Consider the following 17,335-nt stretch of genomic DNA (forward strand, 5'->3'; position numbering starts at 1 on the left):
TTTGAACTGCGTAGGCCGGATAAGGCGGAAGCCGCCATCCGGCAAATCAAGCGCTACAATCTCTGCCCGGCTTTCAACACCGCCGCCACATTGCGCGCGGTCAGGCGAACGTTCTCCCCGGCGTTCGCCAACGCGTCCTCCAGCGAGCAGATCGTATAAATCACACTGAATACCGCGTCGATCCCATGATCGTGCACCACGCCGACATCGGCGGTCAGGCTGCCGGCAATGCCGATCACCGGGATGTTGTGCCGTTTGGCGACCTTCGCCACGCCCACTGGCACTTTGCCGTGCACGGTCTGGCTGTCGATACGCCCTTCTCCGGTGATCACCAAATCCGCGCCGGTCACGTGTTCATCCAACGCCAGCGCGTCGGTCACAATCTCAATCCCCTGGCGCAGTTCCGCGCCGCAGAAGGCATACAACGCCGCGCCCATGCCACCGGCAGCACCGCCGCCAGCCAACTTCAAGACATCCAGATCCAGATCGCGGGCAATGATTTTCGCGTAGTGCGCCAGCGCCTTATCCAGCCGGGCGATCATCTCGGGCGTCGCCCCTTTTTGCGGGCCAAAAATGGCCGACGCGCCCTCTTTGCCGATCAACGGATTGGTCACATCGCAGGCCACTTCAATCCGGCACTGCGCCAGGCGTTTATCCAGCTCGCGGATATCAATGCGTTTCAGCGTTTCCAGCGCCGCGCCGCCGAGGTCAATCTGCCGATCATTGTCGTCCAGCAGTTTCGCGCCGAGCGCTTGCACCATGCCCGCGCCGCCATCGTTGGTCGCGCTGCCGCCGATGCCGATGATGATATGTTTCACGCCCGCGTCCAGCGCGTGGCGGATCAACTCACCAGTGCCCCACGAGGTAGTGATCAGCGGATCGCGCTTGGCGGTGGGCACCATTTCCAGCCCGCTGGCCGCCGCCATTTCGATAAAGGCGGATTGCTCATCGCCGGAAAGCCCATAAAACGCCTCAGCCTGCTCGCCAAGTGGGCCTTTAACGTTAACCTTTACGACACGTCCTTTGGTCGCGGCAACCATGGCTTCAACCGTCCCTTCGCCACCGTCCGCCACCGGAATTTTTACGTACTCCGCGGTGGGAAAAATTTCGCGGAACCCGCTTTCAATAGCGTTCGCAACATCCAATGCACTCAAACTTTCTTTATACGAGTCAGGTGCGATCACAATTTTCATAAGCCATCCTTACGCATATTCACCGCTATAAGCATACACCCAGGAACAACAGGGAAATGCCAGCCCCCGCAAGGACTGGCAATTTCATTAACGCACCATGCACGGACGTTTGTTATCGAACGTCCAGTCCGGGATCAGATACTGCATCCCCATCGCATCATCACGCGCGCCAAGGCCGTGTTGCTGATACAGCGCGTTGGCTTTCATCACCTGATCCATATCCAGCTCCACGCCGAGACCCGGTGTGGTCGGTACCTGTACCATGCCGCCCTTGATTTCGAACGGCTGTTTCGTCAGGCGCTGGTTGCCTTCCTGCCAGATCCAGTGGGTGTCGATGGCGGTAACGTTACCCGGCGCGGCGGCAGCCACGTGGGTGAACATCGCCAGTGAAATGTCGAAGTGGTTGTTGGAGTGCGAACCCCAGGTCAGGCCGAATTCGTGGCACATCTGCGCCACGCGCACGGAACCCTGCATGGTCCAGAAGTGCGGGTCAGCCAGCGGAATATCCACCGACTGCAGCGACAGCGTGTGGCCCATCTGACGCCAGTCGGTGGCGATCATGTTGGTCGCCGTCGGCAGGCCGGTGGCGCGGCGGAATTCCGCCATCACTTCGCGCCCGGAGAAGCCCTGCTCGGCGCCGCACGGATCTTCCGCATACGCCAGCACGCCTTTCAGGTGTTTGCCGATTTTGATTGCTTCATCCAGCGACCAGGCACCGTTCGGATCCAGCGTCACGCGCGCCTGCGGGAAGCGTTTTGCCAGCGCGGAAATCGCTTCGGCTTCTTCCATTCCGGCCAGCACGCCGCCTTTCAGTTTGAAATCGTTGAAACCGTATTTTTCATAGGCCGCTTCCGCCAGACGCACCACGCGATCCGGGGTCATCGCCTCTTCATGACGTACGCGATACCAGTCGCATTTATCATCCGGCTGGCTCTGGTACGGCAGCGGCGTTTTTTTGGCGTCGCCCACGAAGAACAGGTAGCCGAGCATTTCCACTTCGCTGCGCTGCTGGCCTTCGCCGAGCAGGGACGCCACGTTCACGCCGAGGTGCTGACCCAACAAATCAAGCATCGCCGCTTCAATCCCGGTCACCACATGAATGGTGGTGCGCAGGTCGAAGGTTTGCAGGCCGCGGCCACCGGCATCGCGATCCGCGAAAGTGTTACGCACGGTGTTAAGCACGTTTTTGTACTCGCCGAGCGTTTTGCCCACCACCAGCGGGATGGCGTCTTCCAGGGTTTTACGGATTTTCTCGCCGCCGGGGATTTCACCGACGCCGGTGTGACCGGCGTTATCTTTGATCACCACGATGTTACGGGTGAAGAACGGCGCGTGTGCGCCGCTCAGGTTCATCAACATGCTGTCGTGACCGGCCACCGGGATGATCTGCATGGCGGAAACAACGGGCGTAGAGGTATATGTGCTCATTTCGTTATCCTTTTGGTCTATCAATGACGTCCAAAAACGGGGCGTTTTTTGTCAAACGTCCAGCCTGGGATGAGGTATTGCATCGGGCCTGCGTCATTGCGCGCGCCGCCAGGCAGTTTTTTATATGCTGCGTGCGCTTTCTCAATTTGGTTCCAGTCGATCTCAACGCCCAGGCCTGGCGCGTCCGGTACGGCGATTTTGCCCTGCTTGATCTCCAGCGGCTGTTTGGTCAGGCGCGCGTCGCCTTCCTGCCAGATCCAGTGGGTGTCGATGGCGGTCGGCGTGCCCGGCGCGGCCGCGCCAACGTGGGTGAACATCGCCAGTGAAATGTCGAAGTGGTTATTGGAGTGGCAACCCCAGGTTAAGCCCCAGTCGTCGCACAATTGCGCGACGCGCACCGCGCCGGAAAGCGTCCAGAAGTGCGGGTCCGCCAGCGGAATATCGACCGCGTTGAGCATCACCGCGTGGCCCATTTCGCGCCAGTTGGTGGCAATCATATTGGTGGCGACCGGCAAACCGGTGGCGCGGCGGAACTCCGCCATCACTTCACGCCCGGAGAAGCCCTGCTCCGCCCCGCACGGATCTTCTGCGTAGGTCAGCACATCATTCAGCCCTTTACACAGGCTGATGGCTTCGTCGAGCAACCAGGCGCCGTTCGGATCGACGGTGATACGCGCATCCGGGAAGCGTTTTTTCAGGGCGCGAACGGTGTCAATCTCTTGCTCGCCCGGCAAAACGCCGCCTTTCAGTTTGAAATCTTTAAAGCCGTAGCGATCCTGCGAAGCTTCCGCTAAGCGCACCACCGCTTCGCTGTTCATCGCTTCCTGATGACGCAACTGATACCACTCATGGCTGCCCGGCGTGGCATCGAGATACGGCAAGTCGGTTTTAGTGCGATCACCGACATAGAACAGATACCCGAGCACGGTGACCGCGTCGCGCTGTTTGCCGGGGCCAAGCAGTTCACACACCGGCACATTCAACGCCTTGCCTAACAAATCGAGCAGCGCGGCTTCCAACGCCGCCACGGCGTTCACGCGCAGTTCGAAAGTCCAGGCGCCTTTCCCGAAGGTGTCGAAATCCGCCACCTGGTTGCCTTTGTGCACGCGCTGCACCACTTTATTAAGCCGCGCCACTTCCTGGCCCACCACCATCGGCGTGGCATCGACCAGGGTTTTATAGATGACCTCGCCGCCCGGCGCTTCGCCAACGCCGGTGTTCCCGGCGTTGTCTGTGAGCACCACAATGTTGCGAGTAAAGTAAGCGTTATGCGCGCCGCCGATGTTCATCAACATGCTGTCATGTCCGGCAACCGGAATGACTTTCATATCCGTGATAATCGGGCTTGCTTGTGTGTTCATCATTAACGTCCTGTCACAGGTTTCAATACGATACGGGTGATATTCCCCACCAGCACCAGGTAGCTGAGAACCGCCACCAGCGCATGGATACCGACATAAATCAGCGCGCCGTTAAACGAACCTGTAGTACCAACGATGTAACCGATCGCAATCGGCGTGACGATGCCGGAGATGTTGCCGAACATGTTGAACAGGCCGCCGCTCAGGCCGCTGATCTCTTTCGGCGCGGTATCCGCCATAACGGCCCAACCCAGCGCGCCAATGCCTTTACCGAAGAAGGCCAGCGCCATGAAAGCGATGATCAGCGTTTCTGAATCGGTGTAGTTACAGAACACCATGCTCATGGAGAGCAGCATGCCCAGCACAATCGGCGTTTTACGTGCGACGTTCAGGGAACCGTAGCGGCGCATTAACCAGTCGGAAATGATCCCGCCGAGCACACCGCCAACAAATCCGCAGATCGCCGGAATGGACGCGACAAAGCCCGCTTTCAGAATCGACATGCCGCGCGCCTGCACCAGATAAACCGGGAACCAGGTGATGAAGAAGTAGGTCAGCGCGTTAATGCAGTATTGGCCCAGGTATACGCCAATCATCATGCGCGAACCGAGCAACTGTTTGATTTGGCCCCATTTCTCGGAGAACGGCACATTCTGTTTGCTGCTCTTCTGATCCATATTGATCAGCGCGCCGCCTTCAGCGATGTACTCCAGCTCTTTTTTGTTCACGCCCGGATGTTGGTTCGGCTCGTGGATCATTTTCTGCCACAGGAAGCTGATAAAAATCCCCAGACCGCCCATGAAGAAGAAGACGTGCGACCAGCCCACTTCGTGGGTCAGCCAGCCCATGATCGGGGCGAAAATGACGGTGGCGAAGTATTGCGCGGAGTTGAAAATCGCCACCGCCGTGCCCCTTTCTTGCGCCGGGAACCAGGCCGCGACGATACGGCTGTTACCAGGGAAGGAAGGTGATTCGGCCAGACCGACCATAAAGCGCAACGTGAAGAGCGCGACGATGATGCCAAAACCACTGAAGATATCGACGAAGCCCTGCAACAGGGTAAACAGCGACCAGGTGAAGATGGACCAGAAGTAGACGCGTTTGGATCCGAAGCGGTCAAGCAACCAGCCGCCCGGAATCTGGCCGATGACATACGCCCAGGAAAACGCGGAGAAGACATAACCCATACCAACTGGGTCGAGGCCGATGGCTTTGGACATTTCTGAACCGGCAATCGACAGGGTGGCGCGGTCGCCGTAGTTGAAGGATGTGACGATAAACAGCATCACCACTATCCAGTAGCGGGCGTTCGTGCGCTTTTCAGCGCCGCTCGCCGCCTGGCTTAATGAACTCATGATTGTACTCCCGAAGCAAAATGTTCTTTTCGACATGCATCCTGTACGGCGCAACCTGTAGGGGAAGACAGGATGATGCGGTTGTGTTTTTTTGCGGCTCCTGCGCGGTTTTTCGCCCGGCGGGCCACATTTTTTTAACTGGCGAGAAAAAGTATATGAAGCGCCCCTTTATCTCTCACCGTGCAGCAACACAACATTCATCGGACCCCGACCGCTGGTTTATTGCATTAGCCCAGGGCGATGGGGAGTACTTCACGAAAATGGAAACACAGCGGGGGTGTGCAGGGCTTAAAGAGAAGTGGCGTTAAATAATGTGAAATGCGTCGCTTGACGGCATCAAAAGGCGGGGTTTCCCCTCCCGGCGCGCGGGAGGGGAAACGCTTATTTCAGCAGGGTTGCCCAGTGTTCAACCCACGGATTGGCAACGCTTTCTGGCTCGGGGTCTTCGCTTGCGTCAATCAGCAGAACATCGCCGATGCGCTGTGCGCCTTGTTCTTGTAGCAGCGCGTCGAATTGTTTGCCGCCGCCGCAGAAATGGGTGTATGTGCTATCGCCCAGGGCGATCACGCCATAGCGTAAATCTGGCTGGTAACCGACGGTGTCACGCAGGTAGTGAAACAGCGGCACAATGCTGTCGGGCAAATCGCCCTGCCCGGTGGTGGAGGTGACCACCAGCGCGTAATTGCCTTTGTTGTTGTCCCAGTCTGCGGCTTCGGGATCTTCAAACACCGTGGCTTTGTGGCCTTGCGCGGTTAAAATTTCCTGCGCTTCTTCCGCCACCAGCAGCGAGTTGCCGTACAGGGTGCCTACAAAAATGCCGACGTTCGCCATGCTCATCACTCCTTGCGTGAATCCAGATTGCCCTCATCCTGAGGGGTGAGGCTCACAAACTCAACCCTTTCATTCTCAGGGAGAAGCCCCCGCCAACTGAACTGCGAAAGCGCTCGCATCCAGACCGCATCCAGCCCGGCGCGTAAGGTTAACGCTTCACCGGTAAACGGGTGCGAGAGCGTTAACTGGCTGGCGTGCAGCATTAACCTGTTGCAGCCAAAATGCTCCGCCGCGCTGCGATTTTGCCGCAAATCGCCGTGCTTACTGTCGCCAATAATCGGGTGACGAAGATGAGAAAGATGGCGGCGCAACTGATGTTTGCGCCCGGTTTTCGGCTCCAGCTCGACCAGACCATAACGGGTAGTGGGAAATTTGCCGGTGGCGACGGGCATTTCGGTGGTCGCCAAACCGCGATAATGCGTGACGGCAGGCTGCGGGCCTTTATCCGTGCGGGCGAATTTGTCGGCCACTTTGTCCAGCTCTTCCACCAGCGGATAGTCGAGCAGTGCTTCGTCCATTAACCAGCCACGCACCACGGCATGATAACGTTTCTGGATTTGATGTTGTTCGAACTGCTGGGATAAACGGCGGCCGGCTTCGCTGGATAACCCCATCAGCAAAACGCCGGAAGTTGGCCTGTCGAGGCGATGGGCGGTAAAAACGTGCTGGCCGATTTGGTCGCGCACGGTTTGCATTACCACCACTTTTTCATCGCGATCCAGCCAGCTGCGGTGCACCAGCCAGCCGGACGGTTTGTTGACGGCCACCAGCCATTCGTCCTGATAGATTATCTCCAGCATCAGTTGCTTTCGCCGATAAACAGCGCGTCCAACTGCTGTAAATAGACCAGCATCGCGTCGCGGGAAGGGTGTGTCGCATCGAGGGCGATTTCATAATAGGGGGCGACGGCAAACGCCTGCGGCAACGCCTGTTTGCTGTCCAGCAAGGCATGCATACGCGGGATCAATACCCATTGCAGCCACTCGAACGGCTCAAGGGTATCCATACAAAAAGGTTGCGTGCTTTCAAACGCACTCGGCGCTGGCGAGGTGGTTTGCCAGAGATTGTGCTCGCGCAGTTGCGCTTCGAGGAGATGAAGTTGCTGGCGCACGCGTTGGTGTTGAGTCATAAAAACCCCCGTTTAAAACAGACTGGCGCGCAGCATAGCAAAGAGCGGAACAAATAAAAAAAGGGAGCACTGTAAAAACAGTGCTCCCGGTTCGTTTCGTAGCCATCCAGCTACTCATTGTGCTCCCTGCTCATCCGTGAAAACTTTTCCTACGGTCTCCTGACCTGTTCATCCTTAAACAGCGCGTCATGCTCACACCACCCCGATGTGACTTGGCCTCGTCCTTAAAGCGTGTCCTGGATCATCCTAATCTACCGAACGTCCCGACCGGCTCTCATTCTCCGTCCTGGAGGTGTCCTTTATCGCATTCCTGCGATGTTCCTTATACTTCGTCCTGAAGTCTGTCCGTGAAGCACCATCCCGGTGTGTCCAGAAACAACATCTTCCTAATGTACGTTTCTTCGTCAGACTCCGTGTCGACAAGAGATAGGATTACGTATTCCGCCTCGTCTTACAAGGAGACTTAACGCAAATAAGCCGCATAAAGGCGCTATAAAATGAAGGGATTAATCAATTAACGTTATGATTTATAACCAATTAAATTGAGATGGCACAGTAATCGCATGGGAAACGTACGGGCGATCTCCTACAGGCTTTGTAAGAGATCTCTCACAGGGGAGTAGTATAGTGGATTACACAACGGGTTCGAGCTGACGGAGAAAGTCCGCGAGATTTGGTGCTAAAACGGTGCGCTGGCGCGTTCCCAGCGTCTCTTTGATCACTTCACCACTGAGGTTGCACAGCGAAATCACATCCAGTTCGCTATCCAAAGTGGCAATAAAAAGTGTAGGCGATAACTTCAGTCTTTTCTGCGTGACCAGGTGACCAATCAGATTTTCCTGTACGCGCAGGAAATCCTCTTCACTCCAGGTTTGCAGCAGCGTCAGGGTCAATGTCCCCAACCGCGCGGGCATATCACCGGCAAACTGTGTGGTATAAAACGCATGAAGCGGCGTTTGTACCACAATTTCCATCGCCTGTTCAATCGGGTTTACATTCTGTACAGCAGTGAACGGTTTTGGCTGCCAGATAACGTATTCATCCGTGGAAGAAATAATGCACGGCGAGGGAATACCGTAAAGCGCCTCACTTTGCGGCCAACTGCCGCGCGCGGTATGCCAGGCATCGCAATAACGTTCAGTAAAGGCTTTCAGCGCCAGGGCCGTCTCATTTTCCACCGATTTCTCTCTTCACATAAGCCAGGATAAACTTGCCGGACAGTTTACCTGCAAAATGGCGATGAAACATGTCTTCTTATGATAACCACCAGGCGCTCTCCGGCCTGACACTTGGCAAAACCACCGATTACCGCGACACCTACGACGCCAGCCTGTTGCAGGGGGTTCCACGCTCTCTGAACCGCGATCCGCTTGGCTTGCACGCAGATAACCTGCCTTTTGTCGGTTCGGATATCTGGACGCTGTATGAACTTTCCTGGCTGAATGCCAAAGGCTTGCCCCAAGTGGCGGTTGGCCAGGTCGAACTGGATCACGCCAGCCTGAACCTGGTGGAATCGAAAAGCTTTAAGCTCTATCTCAACAGTTTTAACCAGACGCGTTTCGCCAGTTGGGATGATGTGCGTGAAACCTTGCAGCGCGATCTCAGCGCCTGCGCGCAAGGCCCAGTGAGCGTCGTGCTGTTTCGCATTAATGAACTGGAAGGCCAGCCGATTGCCCATTTCCACGGCATCTGCATTGATGATCAGGATATCGACATCGATAACTATGAATTCGACGCCGCGCTGCTCACCGATGCCGCCCACGGAAAGGTGGTTGAAGAGACGCTGGTCAGCCATTTGTTGAAATCAAACTGTCTAATCACCCACCAGCCGGATTGGGGCTCCGTACAGATTCACTATCGCGGCCCGCAAATCGACCGCGAAAAACTGCTGCGTTATCTGGTGTCGTTCCGCCATCACAATGAGTTTCACGAGCAGTGTGTCGAGCGCATCTTTACGGATATCCAGCGTTTTTGCCAACCGGAAACGCTGAGCGTTTACGCGCGCTATACGCGTCGCGGCGGGCTGGATATTAACCCGTGGCGAACCAATACAGATTTCGTTCCGGCCACCGGGCGGCTGGTGCGCCAGTAAAACATTCTTGCGGCAGGTTGTTAAACGTCATAAGCCAGGGCTATTGTAATCAGCAGGGAAGATAAAATTTTCGTCCCGTAAGGAGTTCACTTGATTACACATATTAGCCCGCTTGGCTCAATGGATATGTTGTCGCAGCTGGAAGTCGATATGCTAAAACGCACGGCCAGCAGCGATTTGTATCAACTGTTTCGTAACTGCTCGCTCGCTGTATTGAACTCAGGGAGCCAGACCGACAGCAGCAAAGAGCTGCTCTCCCGTAACGAAAGTTTTGACATTAACGTGTTGCGCCGTGAACGCGGCGTAAAACTGGAATTGATCAACCCACCGGAAGAAGCCTTTGTCGACGGGCGCATTATCCGCTCGTTGCAGGCCAACTTGTTTGCCGTCCTGCGCGATATTCTCTTCGTGAATGGGCAGATTCATAACGCCGGGCGTTTCCAGCACCTCGATCTGGAAAGCTCCATCCACATTACCAACCTGGTCTTTTCTATTCTGCGTAACGCCCGCGCGCTGCACGTTGGTGAAGCGCCGAGCATGGTCGTCTGTTGGGGTGGTCACTCCATTAACGAGACAGAATACCTGTACGCGCGCCGTGTCGGCACCCAGCTTGGTTTACGCGAACTGAACATCTGCACCGGCTGCGGGCCAGGCGCGATGGAAGCGCCGATGAAAGGTGCGGCGGTAGGCCATGCACAACAGCGCTATAAAGAAGGACGCTTTATCGGTATGACCGAACCGTCGATCATCGCGGCCGAACCGCCAAACCCACTGGTCAACGAATTGATCATCATGCCGGATATCGAAAAACGCCTCGAAGCGTTCGTGCGTATCGCGCACGGTATCATTATCTTCCCAGGCGGCGTAGGCACGGCGGAAGAGTTGCTTTATTTGCTGGGGATCCTGATGAACCCGGCGAACAAAAATCAGGTGCTACCGCTGATTTTGACCGGGCCAAAAGAGAGTGCGGACTATTTCCGTGTGCTGGATGAGTTTATCGTCAACACGCTGGGCGAAGCCGCGCGCCGCCATTACACCATCATTATTAATGATGCCGCCGAAGTGGCCCGCCAGATGAAAAAGGCGATGCCGCAGGTGAAAGAGAATCGCCGGGAAACCGGGGATGCCTACAGCTTCAACTGGTCGATTCGCATTGCGCCGGATCTGCAAGTGCCGTTCGAACCGACCCATGAAAATATGGCGAATCTGAAACTTTACCCGGATCAGCCGGTGGAAGTGCTGGCGGCGGATCTGCGTCGGGCATTCTCGGGCATTGTGGCGGGTAATGTGAAAGAGCACGGCATTCGTGCGATTGAAACGTTTGGCCCGTATAAAATTCATGGCGATAGCAACATGATGCGCCGGATGGACGATCTGCTACAGGGCTTTGTCGCCCAGCACCGCATGAAACTCCCAGGCTCGGCTTATATTCCCTGCTACGAAATCTGCGCCTGACACCAAAAGGGCAGCTAATAAGCTGCCCTTATATTTCCTTCTTTTCCCACCGTTTCCCGCTCTCCGCTCGCAAGGCATTCATCCATTTCAATTGGTTTAAAATTCGATAAATCACTGCCAATCAGATGATTTACAGTGGTTTTATCGTCTTTCATGGGCACTGATTTGATCGCTAATCTGGCGAGTGATAGCCTTCGCGCCCATAAATCTCACCTGATGATCGTTAAGTAGATAGATGGTCTAAATATATCCATATAAAAAGTGGATTATTGCAATTGAGATCCCGATCACTGATGAAGTCATAACATAAATGTATCTTTCCGCCGCAAATAATTACGGGAAGAAATCATAAAAAAGCCGTAATTGACCAGATTTAATATTACCGCTGGCGTCACAGGCAATGTATTCGCCCAAAATGGCAGCATTTTGCTTTTCCCAGGAGATTTATCAATGGAAACGACTCAAACCAGTACTCTGGCTTCAACCGAAACGCAGAGTTCATGGCGTAAAACCGACACCATGTGGATGTTGGGCCTTTACGGTACTGCAATCGGCGCTGGCGTACTGTTCCTGCCAATTAACGCTGGCGTTGGCGGCTTGATCCCGCTGATTATCATGGCGATTATCGCCTTCCCGATGACCTACTTCGCGCACCGCGGCCTGACCCGCTTTGTTCTCTCCGGTAAAAATCCGGGCGAAGACATCACCGAAGTCGTTGAAGAACACTTTGGTATCGGTGCCGGTAAACTGATTACCCTGCTCTACTTCTTCGCGATCTACCCGATCCTGCTGGTCTACAGCGTAGCGATCACCAATACCGTCGACAGCTTTATGACCCACCAGCTGGGCATGACGCCGCCGCCGCGCGCGATTCTGTCGCTGATTCTGATCGTCGGCATGATGACCATTGTGCGCTTTGGCGAGCAGATGATTGTGAAAGCGATGAGCATCCTGGTGTTCCCGTTTGTTATCGCGTTGATGCTGCTGGCGGTTTACCTGATCCCGCAGTGGAACGGTGCCGTGCTGGAAACGCTGTCTCTGGATAGCGCCTCCGCAACCGGCAATGGCCTGTGGATGACCCTGTGGCTGGCGATTCCCGTGATGGTTTTCTCCTTTAACCACTCGCCGATCATCTCCTCTTTTGCCGTGGCGAAACGCGAAGAGTACGGCGATAAAGCGGAACGTAAATGCTCACGCATTCTGGCTTTCGCGCACATCATGATGGTGCTGACCGTAATGTTCTTCGTCTTCAGCTGCGTGCTGAGCCTCGCGCCTGCCGATCTGGCTTCTGCGAAAGAGCAGAACATTTCGATTCTCTCTTACCTGGCGAACCACTTTAATGCCCCGGTTATCGCCTGGATGGCACCGATCATTGCCATGATTGCCATCACCAAATCCTTCCTCGGCCACTATTTAGGTGCGCGTGAAGGTTTTAACGGCATGGTGATTAAGTCTCTGCGCGGCAAAGGCAAAACCATCGAAATCAACAAGCTGAACCGCATTACTGCGCTGTTTATGCTGCTGACCACCTGGGCCGTTGCCACACTGAACCCGAGCATCCTTGGGATGATTGAAACGCTGGGTGGCCCGATTATCGCCATGATCCTGTTCCTGATGCCGATGTACGCCATCGCCAAAGTACCGGCAATGCGCAAATACAGCGGCCATATCAGCAACATCTTCGTTGTTATCATGGGCCTTATCGCCATCTCTGCGATCTTCTTCTCCCTGTTCAGCTAATCTCTGCGCGCCGCCCGCTCCGGGCGGCGCGACCCTCTTTGCAATGGATAATGCGTCATGATCAGCGTATTCGATATTTTTAAAATCGGCATCGGCCCGTCCAGCTCGCATACCGTTGGCCCGATGAAAGCCGGCAAACAATTCACAGACGATCTGATTGCCCGCAACATATTGCTCGACGTCACCCGTGTCGTGGTGGACGTTTACGGTTCCCTCTCCCTGACGGGCAAAGGGCACCACACGGATATCGCCATTATTATGGGCCTGGCCGGCAATCTACCGGACAGTGTCGATATTGATGCCATTCCGGGATTTATTCAGGACGTTAATACGCATGGCCGCCTGCTGCTGGCAAACGGCGAACATGAAGTCGAGTTTCCGGTGGATAAGTGCATGAATTTCCATGCCGATAACCTCTCGTTGCATGAAAACGGCATGCGTATTACGGCGCTGGCGGGCGAAAAGGTGCTCTACAGCCAAACGTATTACTCCATCGGCGGCGGGTTTATTGTCGATGAAGCACACTTCGGCCAGATTAGCAGCACGCCGGTGGACGTGCCTTACCCGTACAAAAACGCCGCCGATTTGCAACGCCACTGCCAGCAAACAGGCCTGTCACTCTCGGGCCTGATGATGCAAAACGAACTGGCGCTGCACAGCAAAAAGGAACTGGAACAGCACCTCGCGCGCGTTTGGGAAGTGATGCAAGGCGGAATTGAGCGCGGCATCACCACAGAAGGCGTATTACCGGGCAGACTGCGCGTTCCGCGCCGTGCCGCCGCGCTGCGTCGTATGTTGGTGAGCAGTGACAAAACCACCACCGACCCGATGGCGGTCGTTGACTGGATCAATATGTTCGCGCTGGCGGTGAACGAAGAAAACGCCGCCGGTGGTCGCGTAGTCACCGCACCAACCAACGGTGCCTGCGGGATCGTCCCGGCAGTGCTGGCTTACTACGATAAGTTTATCCGCGAAGTGAACGCTAATTCGCTGGCGCGCTATTTGCTGGTCGCCAGCACGATCGGTTCGCTGTACAAAATGAACGCCTCGATTTCCGGTGCGGAAGTGGGCTGCCAGGGCGAAGTGGGCGTGGCCTGTTCGATGGCGGCGGCAGGGCTGGCGGAACTGCTCGGCGGTAGCCCGGCGCAGGTCTGCATCGCGGCGGAAATTGGTATGGAGCACAATCTTGGTTTGACTTGCGATCCGGTGGCAGGCCAGGTGCAGGTGCCCTGTATTGAACGTAACGCGATTGCGTCGGTAAAAGCGGTGAACGCCGCTCGCATGGCGCTGCGCCGCACCAGCGAACCGCGCGTTTGTCTCGATAAAGTTATTGAAACCATGTACGAAACGGGCAAAGACATGAATGCCAAATACCGCGAAACCTCGCGCGGTGGCCTGGCAATGAAAATTGTCACCTGCGATTAATTTCGGCCAAATGCCTCGTTTTGCGAGGCATCTTCCTGATTATTTACCGTTTCATAGCCTGACAAAGCTGGCGATGTTACCCTTAGCGCACGATTTCAAGGAGGGTATCTGTGGCTCATCTGCTTATTGTCGACGCACTCAATCTGATCCGCCGCATCCATGCGGTGCAGGGTTCACCCTGTGCGGATACCTGCCTGCACGCGCTAGAACAGTTGCTTGTGCACAGCCAGCCGACGCACGCCGTAGCGGTGTTCGACGATGAAGCCCGTAATCAGGGCTGGCGCCATCAATTATTGCCGGACTACAAAGCCGGTCGCCCGCCGATGCCGGAAACGCTGCATGATGAAATGCCCCGGCTTCGCGCGGCATTTGAGCAACGCGGCATCCGCTGCTGGGCGATGCCAGGCAACGAAGCGGACGATCTCGCCGCAACATTGGCAGTAAAAATGGCGCAGGCTGGGCAGCAAGCGACCATTGTTTCCACCGACAAAGGCTACTGCCAGCTACTTTCCCCCACCATTCGCATTCGTGACTATTTCCAGAAACGCTGGCTGGACGCGCCTTTTATCGCACAGGAGTATGGCGTCACACCGCAACAGCTACCAGATTATTGGGGCCTTGCGGGGATCAGCAGTTCGAAGGTGCCGGGCGTCGTCGGGATCGGCCCGAAAAGCGCGACACAATTGCTGAGCACCTTTCCGACGCTGGAAGTGTTGTATGAAAACCTGCAACAGGTGCCGGAGAAGTGGCGAAACAAGCTCGAAACCCATCGCGCAATGGCGTTTACCTGCCGGGATGTGGCGCGTCTGCAAACGGAGTTGCAACTGGACGGCAATTTGCAGCAGCTACGGCTGACTCGCTGAAAAGGTCGTGAAACAGGCCTAAACCCAGAATAATTGCGGGTACCCTCCAGGCCTTTTCACGCCAAATAGCGGAATCAGCCATAAAAATACTCCCTCTGTCGATAACCCAACGGCAGCCATTTACTCGCCATACCCTGCGGCGTATTACATATCGCATTCCACCATTTCTGCGGGGTTGTGATGTGAAAATACTGATTGTTGAAAGTGAATTTCTGCACCAGGACACCTGGGTCGGGGCGGCTGTTGCCCGTCTGGCAGACGCGTTACGCCGCGAGAATGTTGATGTCATACAGTCCACCTCACTTGATGATGGTTACGCGATCATCTCCGCCAATGAAGCCATTGACTGCCTGATGTTCAGCTATCAGATGGACGAAAATGATGAGCATCAGCGCGTGCGCCAACTGCTCGTTAAGCTTCATGAACGCCAGCAAGACGTGCCGATATTCCTGCTCGGCGAGCGTGAAAAAGCCACCGCCCTGATTGACCAGCAACTGCTAGCGTTTGTCGATGAGTTCGCATGGATTCTGGAAGATTCCGCGGATTTCATTGCCGGACGCGCAGTCGCGGCGATGGCGCGCTACCGTCAGCAAATGCTGCCGCCGCTGTTCTCCGCCCTGGTGAAATACAACCACATTCATGAATATTCGTGGGCCGCGCCTGGCCATCAGGGCGGCGTGGGTTTTACCAAAACACCCGCGGGACGGTTTTACCACGATTATTACGGAGAAAATTTGTTCCGTACCGATATGGGGATCGAGCGAACTTCACTTGGCTCCCTGCTTGACCATACCGGCGCCTTCGGCGAGAGCGAAAAGAACGCGGCGCGGGTATTTGGCGCAGATCGTTCATGGTCTGTCGTCGTCGGCACGTCCGGCTCCAACCGCACCATTATGCAAGCCTGTATGACCGACGCGGATGTGGTGGTGATTGACCGTAATTGTCATAAATCGATTGAACAGGGTCTGATTCTCACCGGGGCGAAGCCGGTCTATATGGTGCCAAGCCGTAACCGCTACGGCATCATCGGGCCTATCTACCCGCAGGAGATGCAGCCGGAAACGGTGCAGGAAAAAATCCGCGCCAGCCCGCTTACCAATCCAAACGCGGGGCGTAAACCGTCCTATTGCGTCGTCACGAACTGTACCTACGATGGCGTGTGCTATAACGCCAAAAACGTACAGGCTCTGCTGGAACAAACCAGCGATCGCATTCACTTCGATGAGGCCTGGTACGGCTACGCGCGCTTCAATCCGGTGTATCACGACCACTATGCCATGCGCGGCGCCCCTGGGGATCACCATGGCCCCACCCTCTTCGCTACCCACTCCACCCATAAATTGCTGAATGCGCTTTCGCAGGCGTCTTACATTCATGTCCGCGAAGGTCGCGGCGCGGTGAACTTCTCCCGCTTCAACCAGGCCTACATGATGCACGCGACCACATCACCGCTATACGCCATCTGTGCGTCAAACGATATCGCGGTTTCGATGATGGACGGTAACAGCGGCCTGTCGTTAACGCAGGAGGTCATCGACGAAGCCGTTGATTTTCGCCAGGCGATGACGCGTCTGTACCGCGAGTACACCGCTAACAATGACTGGTTCTTCAAGCCGTGGAACAAAGAGAAGGTGCTCGATCCACAAACCGGCAAAGAGATTGCTTTTGAGGACGCATCGACAGATCTTCTGGGTCACGATCAGAACTGCTGGATCATGCGCGCGGGAGAAACCTGGCACGGCTTTAAAGATTTGCCGGATAACTGGAGCATGCTTGATCCGATAAAAGTCAGCATCCTGGCGCCCGGAATGGGTGACGATGGCAACTTGCTGGACAGCGGCGTACCTGCTGCACTGGTCACCGCGTGGCTTGGTCGCCACGGTATCGTGCCGACCCGCACGACCGATTTCCAAATAATGTTTCTCTTTTCTATGGGGATCACCCGCGGGAAATGGGGCACGCTCATCAACACGCTGTGCTCCTTTAAGCGCCATTACGACAGTAATGCGCCGCTATCGCGAGTGCTGCCGGAGCTGGCCCGTCAATATCCGGATATCTATGCCGACATGGGCGTTCGCGATTTAGGCGATGAAATGTTCGGCTGGTTGAAAATCAATAACCCGGATGAAAACCTGAACGCCGCCTACGCCTCTTTGCCGAAAGTAATGATGACACCGCGCGACGCGTATCAAGCCATTGTTTCCGATAACGTCGAGAAAGTCGCGATTGCAGGGTTGCAAAACCGCACCGCGGCCAATGCCGTCATCCCCTATCCACCGGGAATTCCTATGTTGCTCTCCGGAGAGAATTTTGGCGACAGTACCAGCCCGCAGATTGCCTACCTGCGAGCATTGCAGTCCTGGGATCATGAGTTTCCTGGTTTTGAGCATGAAACCGAAGGCACCGAGATCATTGATGGTATTTATCACGTCATGTGCATAAAAGCGTGAATTAGCGAAGGTG

Annotated in this window: 14 protein-coding genes; 6 read left to right on the top strand and 8 right to left on the bottom strand. The window is 55.6% G+C overall.

The genetic code is table 11. The features are described 5' to 3' along the window. Window positions 1-53: 53 nt before the first annotated feature. The 8 genes from AAEY27_RS17570 to syd all read right to left on the bottom strand — a co-directional run bounded on the left by AAEY27_RS17570 (window position 54) and on the right by syd (window position 8,475). Window positions 54-1,193, bottom strand: a complete 1,140-nt coding sequence (locus AAEY27_RS17570) for a glycerate kinase (RefSeq protein ID WP_342322079.1) — start codon at window positions 1,191-1,193, stop codon at window positions 54-56. A gap of 87 nt (window positions 1,194-1,280) precedes the next feature. After that, the gene (gudD, locus tag AAEY27_RS17575) at window positions 1,281-2,621 is read right to left on the bottom strand and encodes a glucarate dehydratase (RefSeq protein ID WP_342322080.1); all 1,341 of its coding nucleotides are present in this window, start codon (window positions 2,619-2,621) and stop codon (window positions 1,281-1,283) included. Window positions 2,622-2,641: 20 nt separating this feature from the next. After that, window positions 2,642-3,982: an enolase C-terminal domain-like protein gene (locus AAEY27_RS17580; protein ID WP_342325628.1), complete on the bottom strand. Its 1,341-nt coding sequence runs from the start codon at window positions 3,980-3,982 to the stop codon at window positions 2,642-2,644. 2 nt (window positions 3,983-3,984) lie between these two features. Next, on the bottom strand, window positions 3,985-5,337 hold the full coding sequence (locus AAEY27_RS17585; protein WP_342322081.1) for an MFS transporter: 1,353 nt from the start codon (window positions 5,335-5,337) through the stop codon (window positions 3,985-3,987). A gap of 381 nt (window positions 5,338-5,718) precedes the next feature. Next, window positions 5,719-6,168: a flavodoxin gene (locus AAEY27_RS17590; protein ID WP_342322082.1), complete on the bottom strand. Its 450-nt coding sequence runs from the start codon at window positions 6,166-6,168 to the stop codon at window positions 5,719-5,721. A 5-nt stretch (window positions 6,169-6,173) separates the two neighbouring features. Continuing rightward, window positions 6,174-6,968: a tRNA pseudouridine(65) synthase TruC gene (gene truC / locus AAEY27_RS17595; RefSeq protein ID WP_342322083.1), complete on the bottom strand. Its 795-nt coding sequence runs from the start codon at window positions 6,966-6,968 to the stop codon at window positions 6,174-6,176. Further along, window positions 6,968-7,297, bottom strand: coding sequence for a YqcC family protein (locus tag AAEY27_RS17600; RefSeq protein WP_342322085.1), 330 nt, complete (start codon window positions 7,295-7,297; stop codon window positions 6,968-6,970). Before AAEY27_RS17600 ends, truC begins: the two co-directional genes overlap by 1 nt. Before the next feature lie 632 nt (window positions 7,298-7,929). Next, a complete protein-coding gene (syd, locus tag AAEY27_RS17605) occupies window positions 7,930-8,475 on the bottom strand; it encodes a SecY-interacting protein (protein WP_342322086.1) in 546 nt (181 codons plus the stop codon). A 68-nt stretch (window positions 8,476-8,543) separates the two neighbouring features. Here syd and queF point away from each other — a divergent pair, with 68 nt between their 5' ends. The 6 genes from queF (at window position 8,544) to adiA (ending at window position 17,322) form a co-directional block, all read left to right on the top strand. After that, entirely contained in the window at window positions 8,544-9,389 is an 846-nt protein-coding gene (gene queF, locus AAEY27_RS17610; RefSeq protein WP_342322088.1) for an NADPH-dependent 7-cyano-7-deazaguanine reductase QueF, read from the top strand. A 90-nt stretch (window positions 9,390-9,479) separates the two neighbouring features. Beyond that, a complete protein-coding gene (gene ppnN / locus AAEY27_RS17615) occupies window positions 9,480-10,844 on the top strand; it encodes a nucleotide 5'-monophosphate nucleosidase PpnN (RefSeq protein WP_342322089.1) in 1,365 nt (454 codons plus the stop codon). 450 nt (window positions 10,845-11,294) lie between these two features. Further along, complete coding sequence (locus AAEY27_RS17620; protein WP_342322091.1) at window positions 11,295-12,584, top strand: HAAAP family serine/threonine permease; 1,290 nt, start codon at window positions 11,295-11,297, stop codon at window positions 12,582-12,584. A gap of 57 nt (window positions 12,585-12,641) precedes the next feature. After that, window positions 12,642-14,009 carry an L-serine ammonia-lyase gene (locus AAEY27_RS17625; protein ID WP_342322093.1) on the top strand — a complete coding sequence of 456 codons (1,368 nt, stop codon included), beginning with the start codon at window positions 12,642-12,644 and terminating at the stop codon, window positions 14,007-14,009. Between the two features lie 110 nt (window positions 14,010-14,119). Next, window positions 14,120-14,872 (top strand): flap endonuclease Xni, encoded by a 753-nt coding sequence (gene xni, locus AAEY27_RS17630; protein WP_342322094.1) that lies wholly within the window; start codon window positions 14,120-14,122, stop codon window positions 14,870-14,872. Window positions 14,873-15,054: 182 nt separating this feature from the next. Further along, complete coding sequence (gene adiA / locus AAEY27_RS17635; RefSeq protein WP_342322096.1) at window positions 15,055-17,322, top strand: arginine decarboxylase; 2,268 nt, start codon at window positions 15,055-15,057, stop codon at window positions 17,320-17,322. Window positions 17,323-17,335: the final 13 nt, after the last annotated feature.

It is taken from the genome of Kosakonia sp. BYX6 (assembly GCF_038449125.1).
Lineage (GTDB): Bacteria > Pseudomonadota > Gammaproteobacteria > Enterobacterales > Enterobacteriaceae > Kosakonia > Kosakonia calanthes.

Coding starts and splice junctions, on each gene's coding strand:
- AAEY27_RS17585 (WP_342322081.1), bottom strand. CDS start 5,337: ATGAGTTCATTAAGCCAGGCGGCGAGCGGCGCTGAAAAGCGCACGAAC.
- AAEY27_RS17570 (WP_342322079.1), bottom strand. CDS start 1,193: ATGAAAATTGTGATCGCACCTGACTCGTATAAAGAAAGTTTGAGTGCA.
- AAEY27_RS17620 (WP_342322091.1), top strand. CDS start 11,295: ATGGAAACGACTCAAACCAGTACTCTGGCTTCAACCGAAACGCAGAGT.
- truC (WP_342322083.1), bottom strand. CDS start 6,968: ATGCTGGAGATAATCTATCAGGACGAATGGCTGGTGGCCGTCAACAAA.
- AAEY27_RS17600 (WP_342322085.1), bottom strand. CDS start 7,297: ATGACTCAACACCAACGCGTGCGCCAGCAACTTCATCTCCTCGAAGCG.
- AAEY27_RS17625 (WP_342322093.1), top strand. CDS start 12,642: ATGATCAGCGTATTCGATATTTTTAAAATCGGCATCGGCCCGTCCAGC.
- queF (WP_342322088.1), top strand. CDS start 8,544: ATGTCTTCTTATGATAACCACCAGGCGCTCTCCGGCCTGACACTTGGC.
- AAEY27_RS17590 (WP_342322082.1), bottom strand. CDS start 6,168: ATGGCGAACGTCGGCATTTTTGTAGGCACCCTGTACGGCAACTCGCTG.
- gudD (WP_342322080.1), bottom strand. CDS start 2,621: ATGAGCACATATACCTCTACGCCCGTTGTTTCCGCCATGCAGATCATC.
- AAEY27_RS17580 (WP_342325628.1), bottom strand. CDS start 3,982: ATGAACACACAAGCAAGCCCGATTATCACGGATATGAAAGTCATTCCG.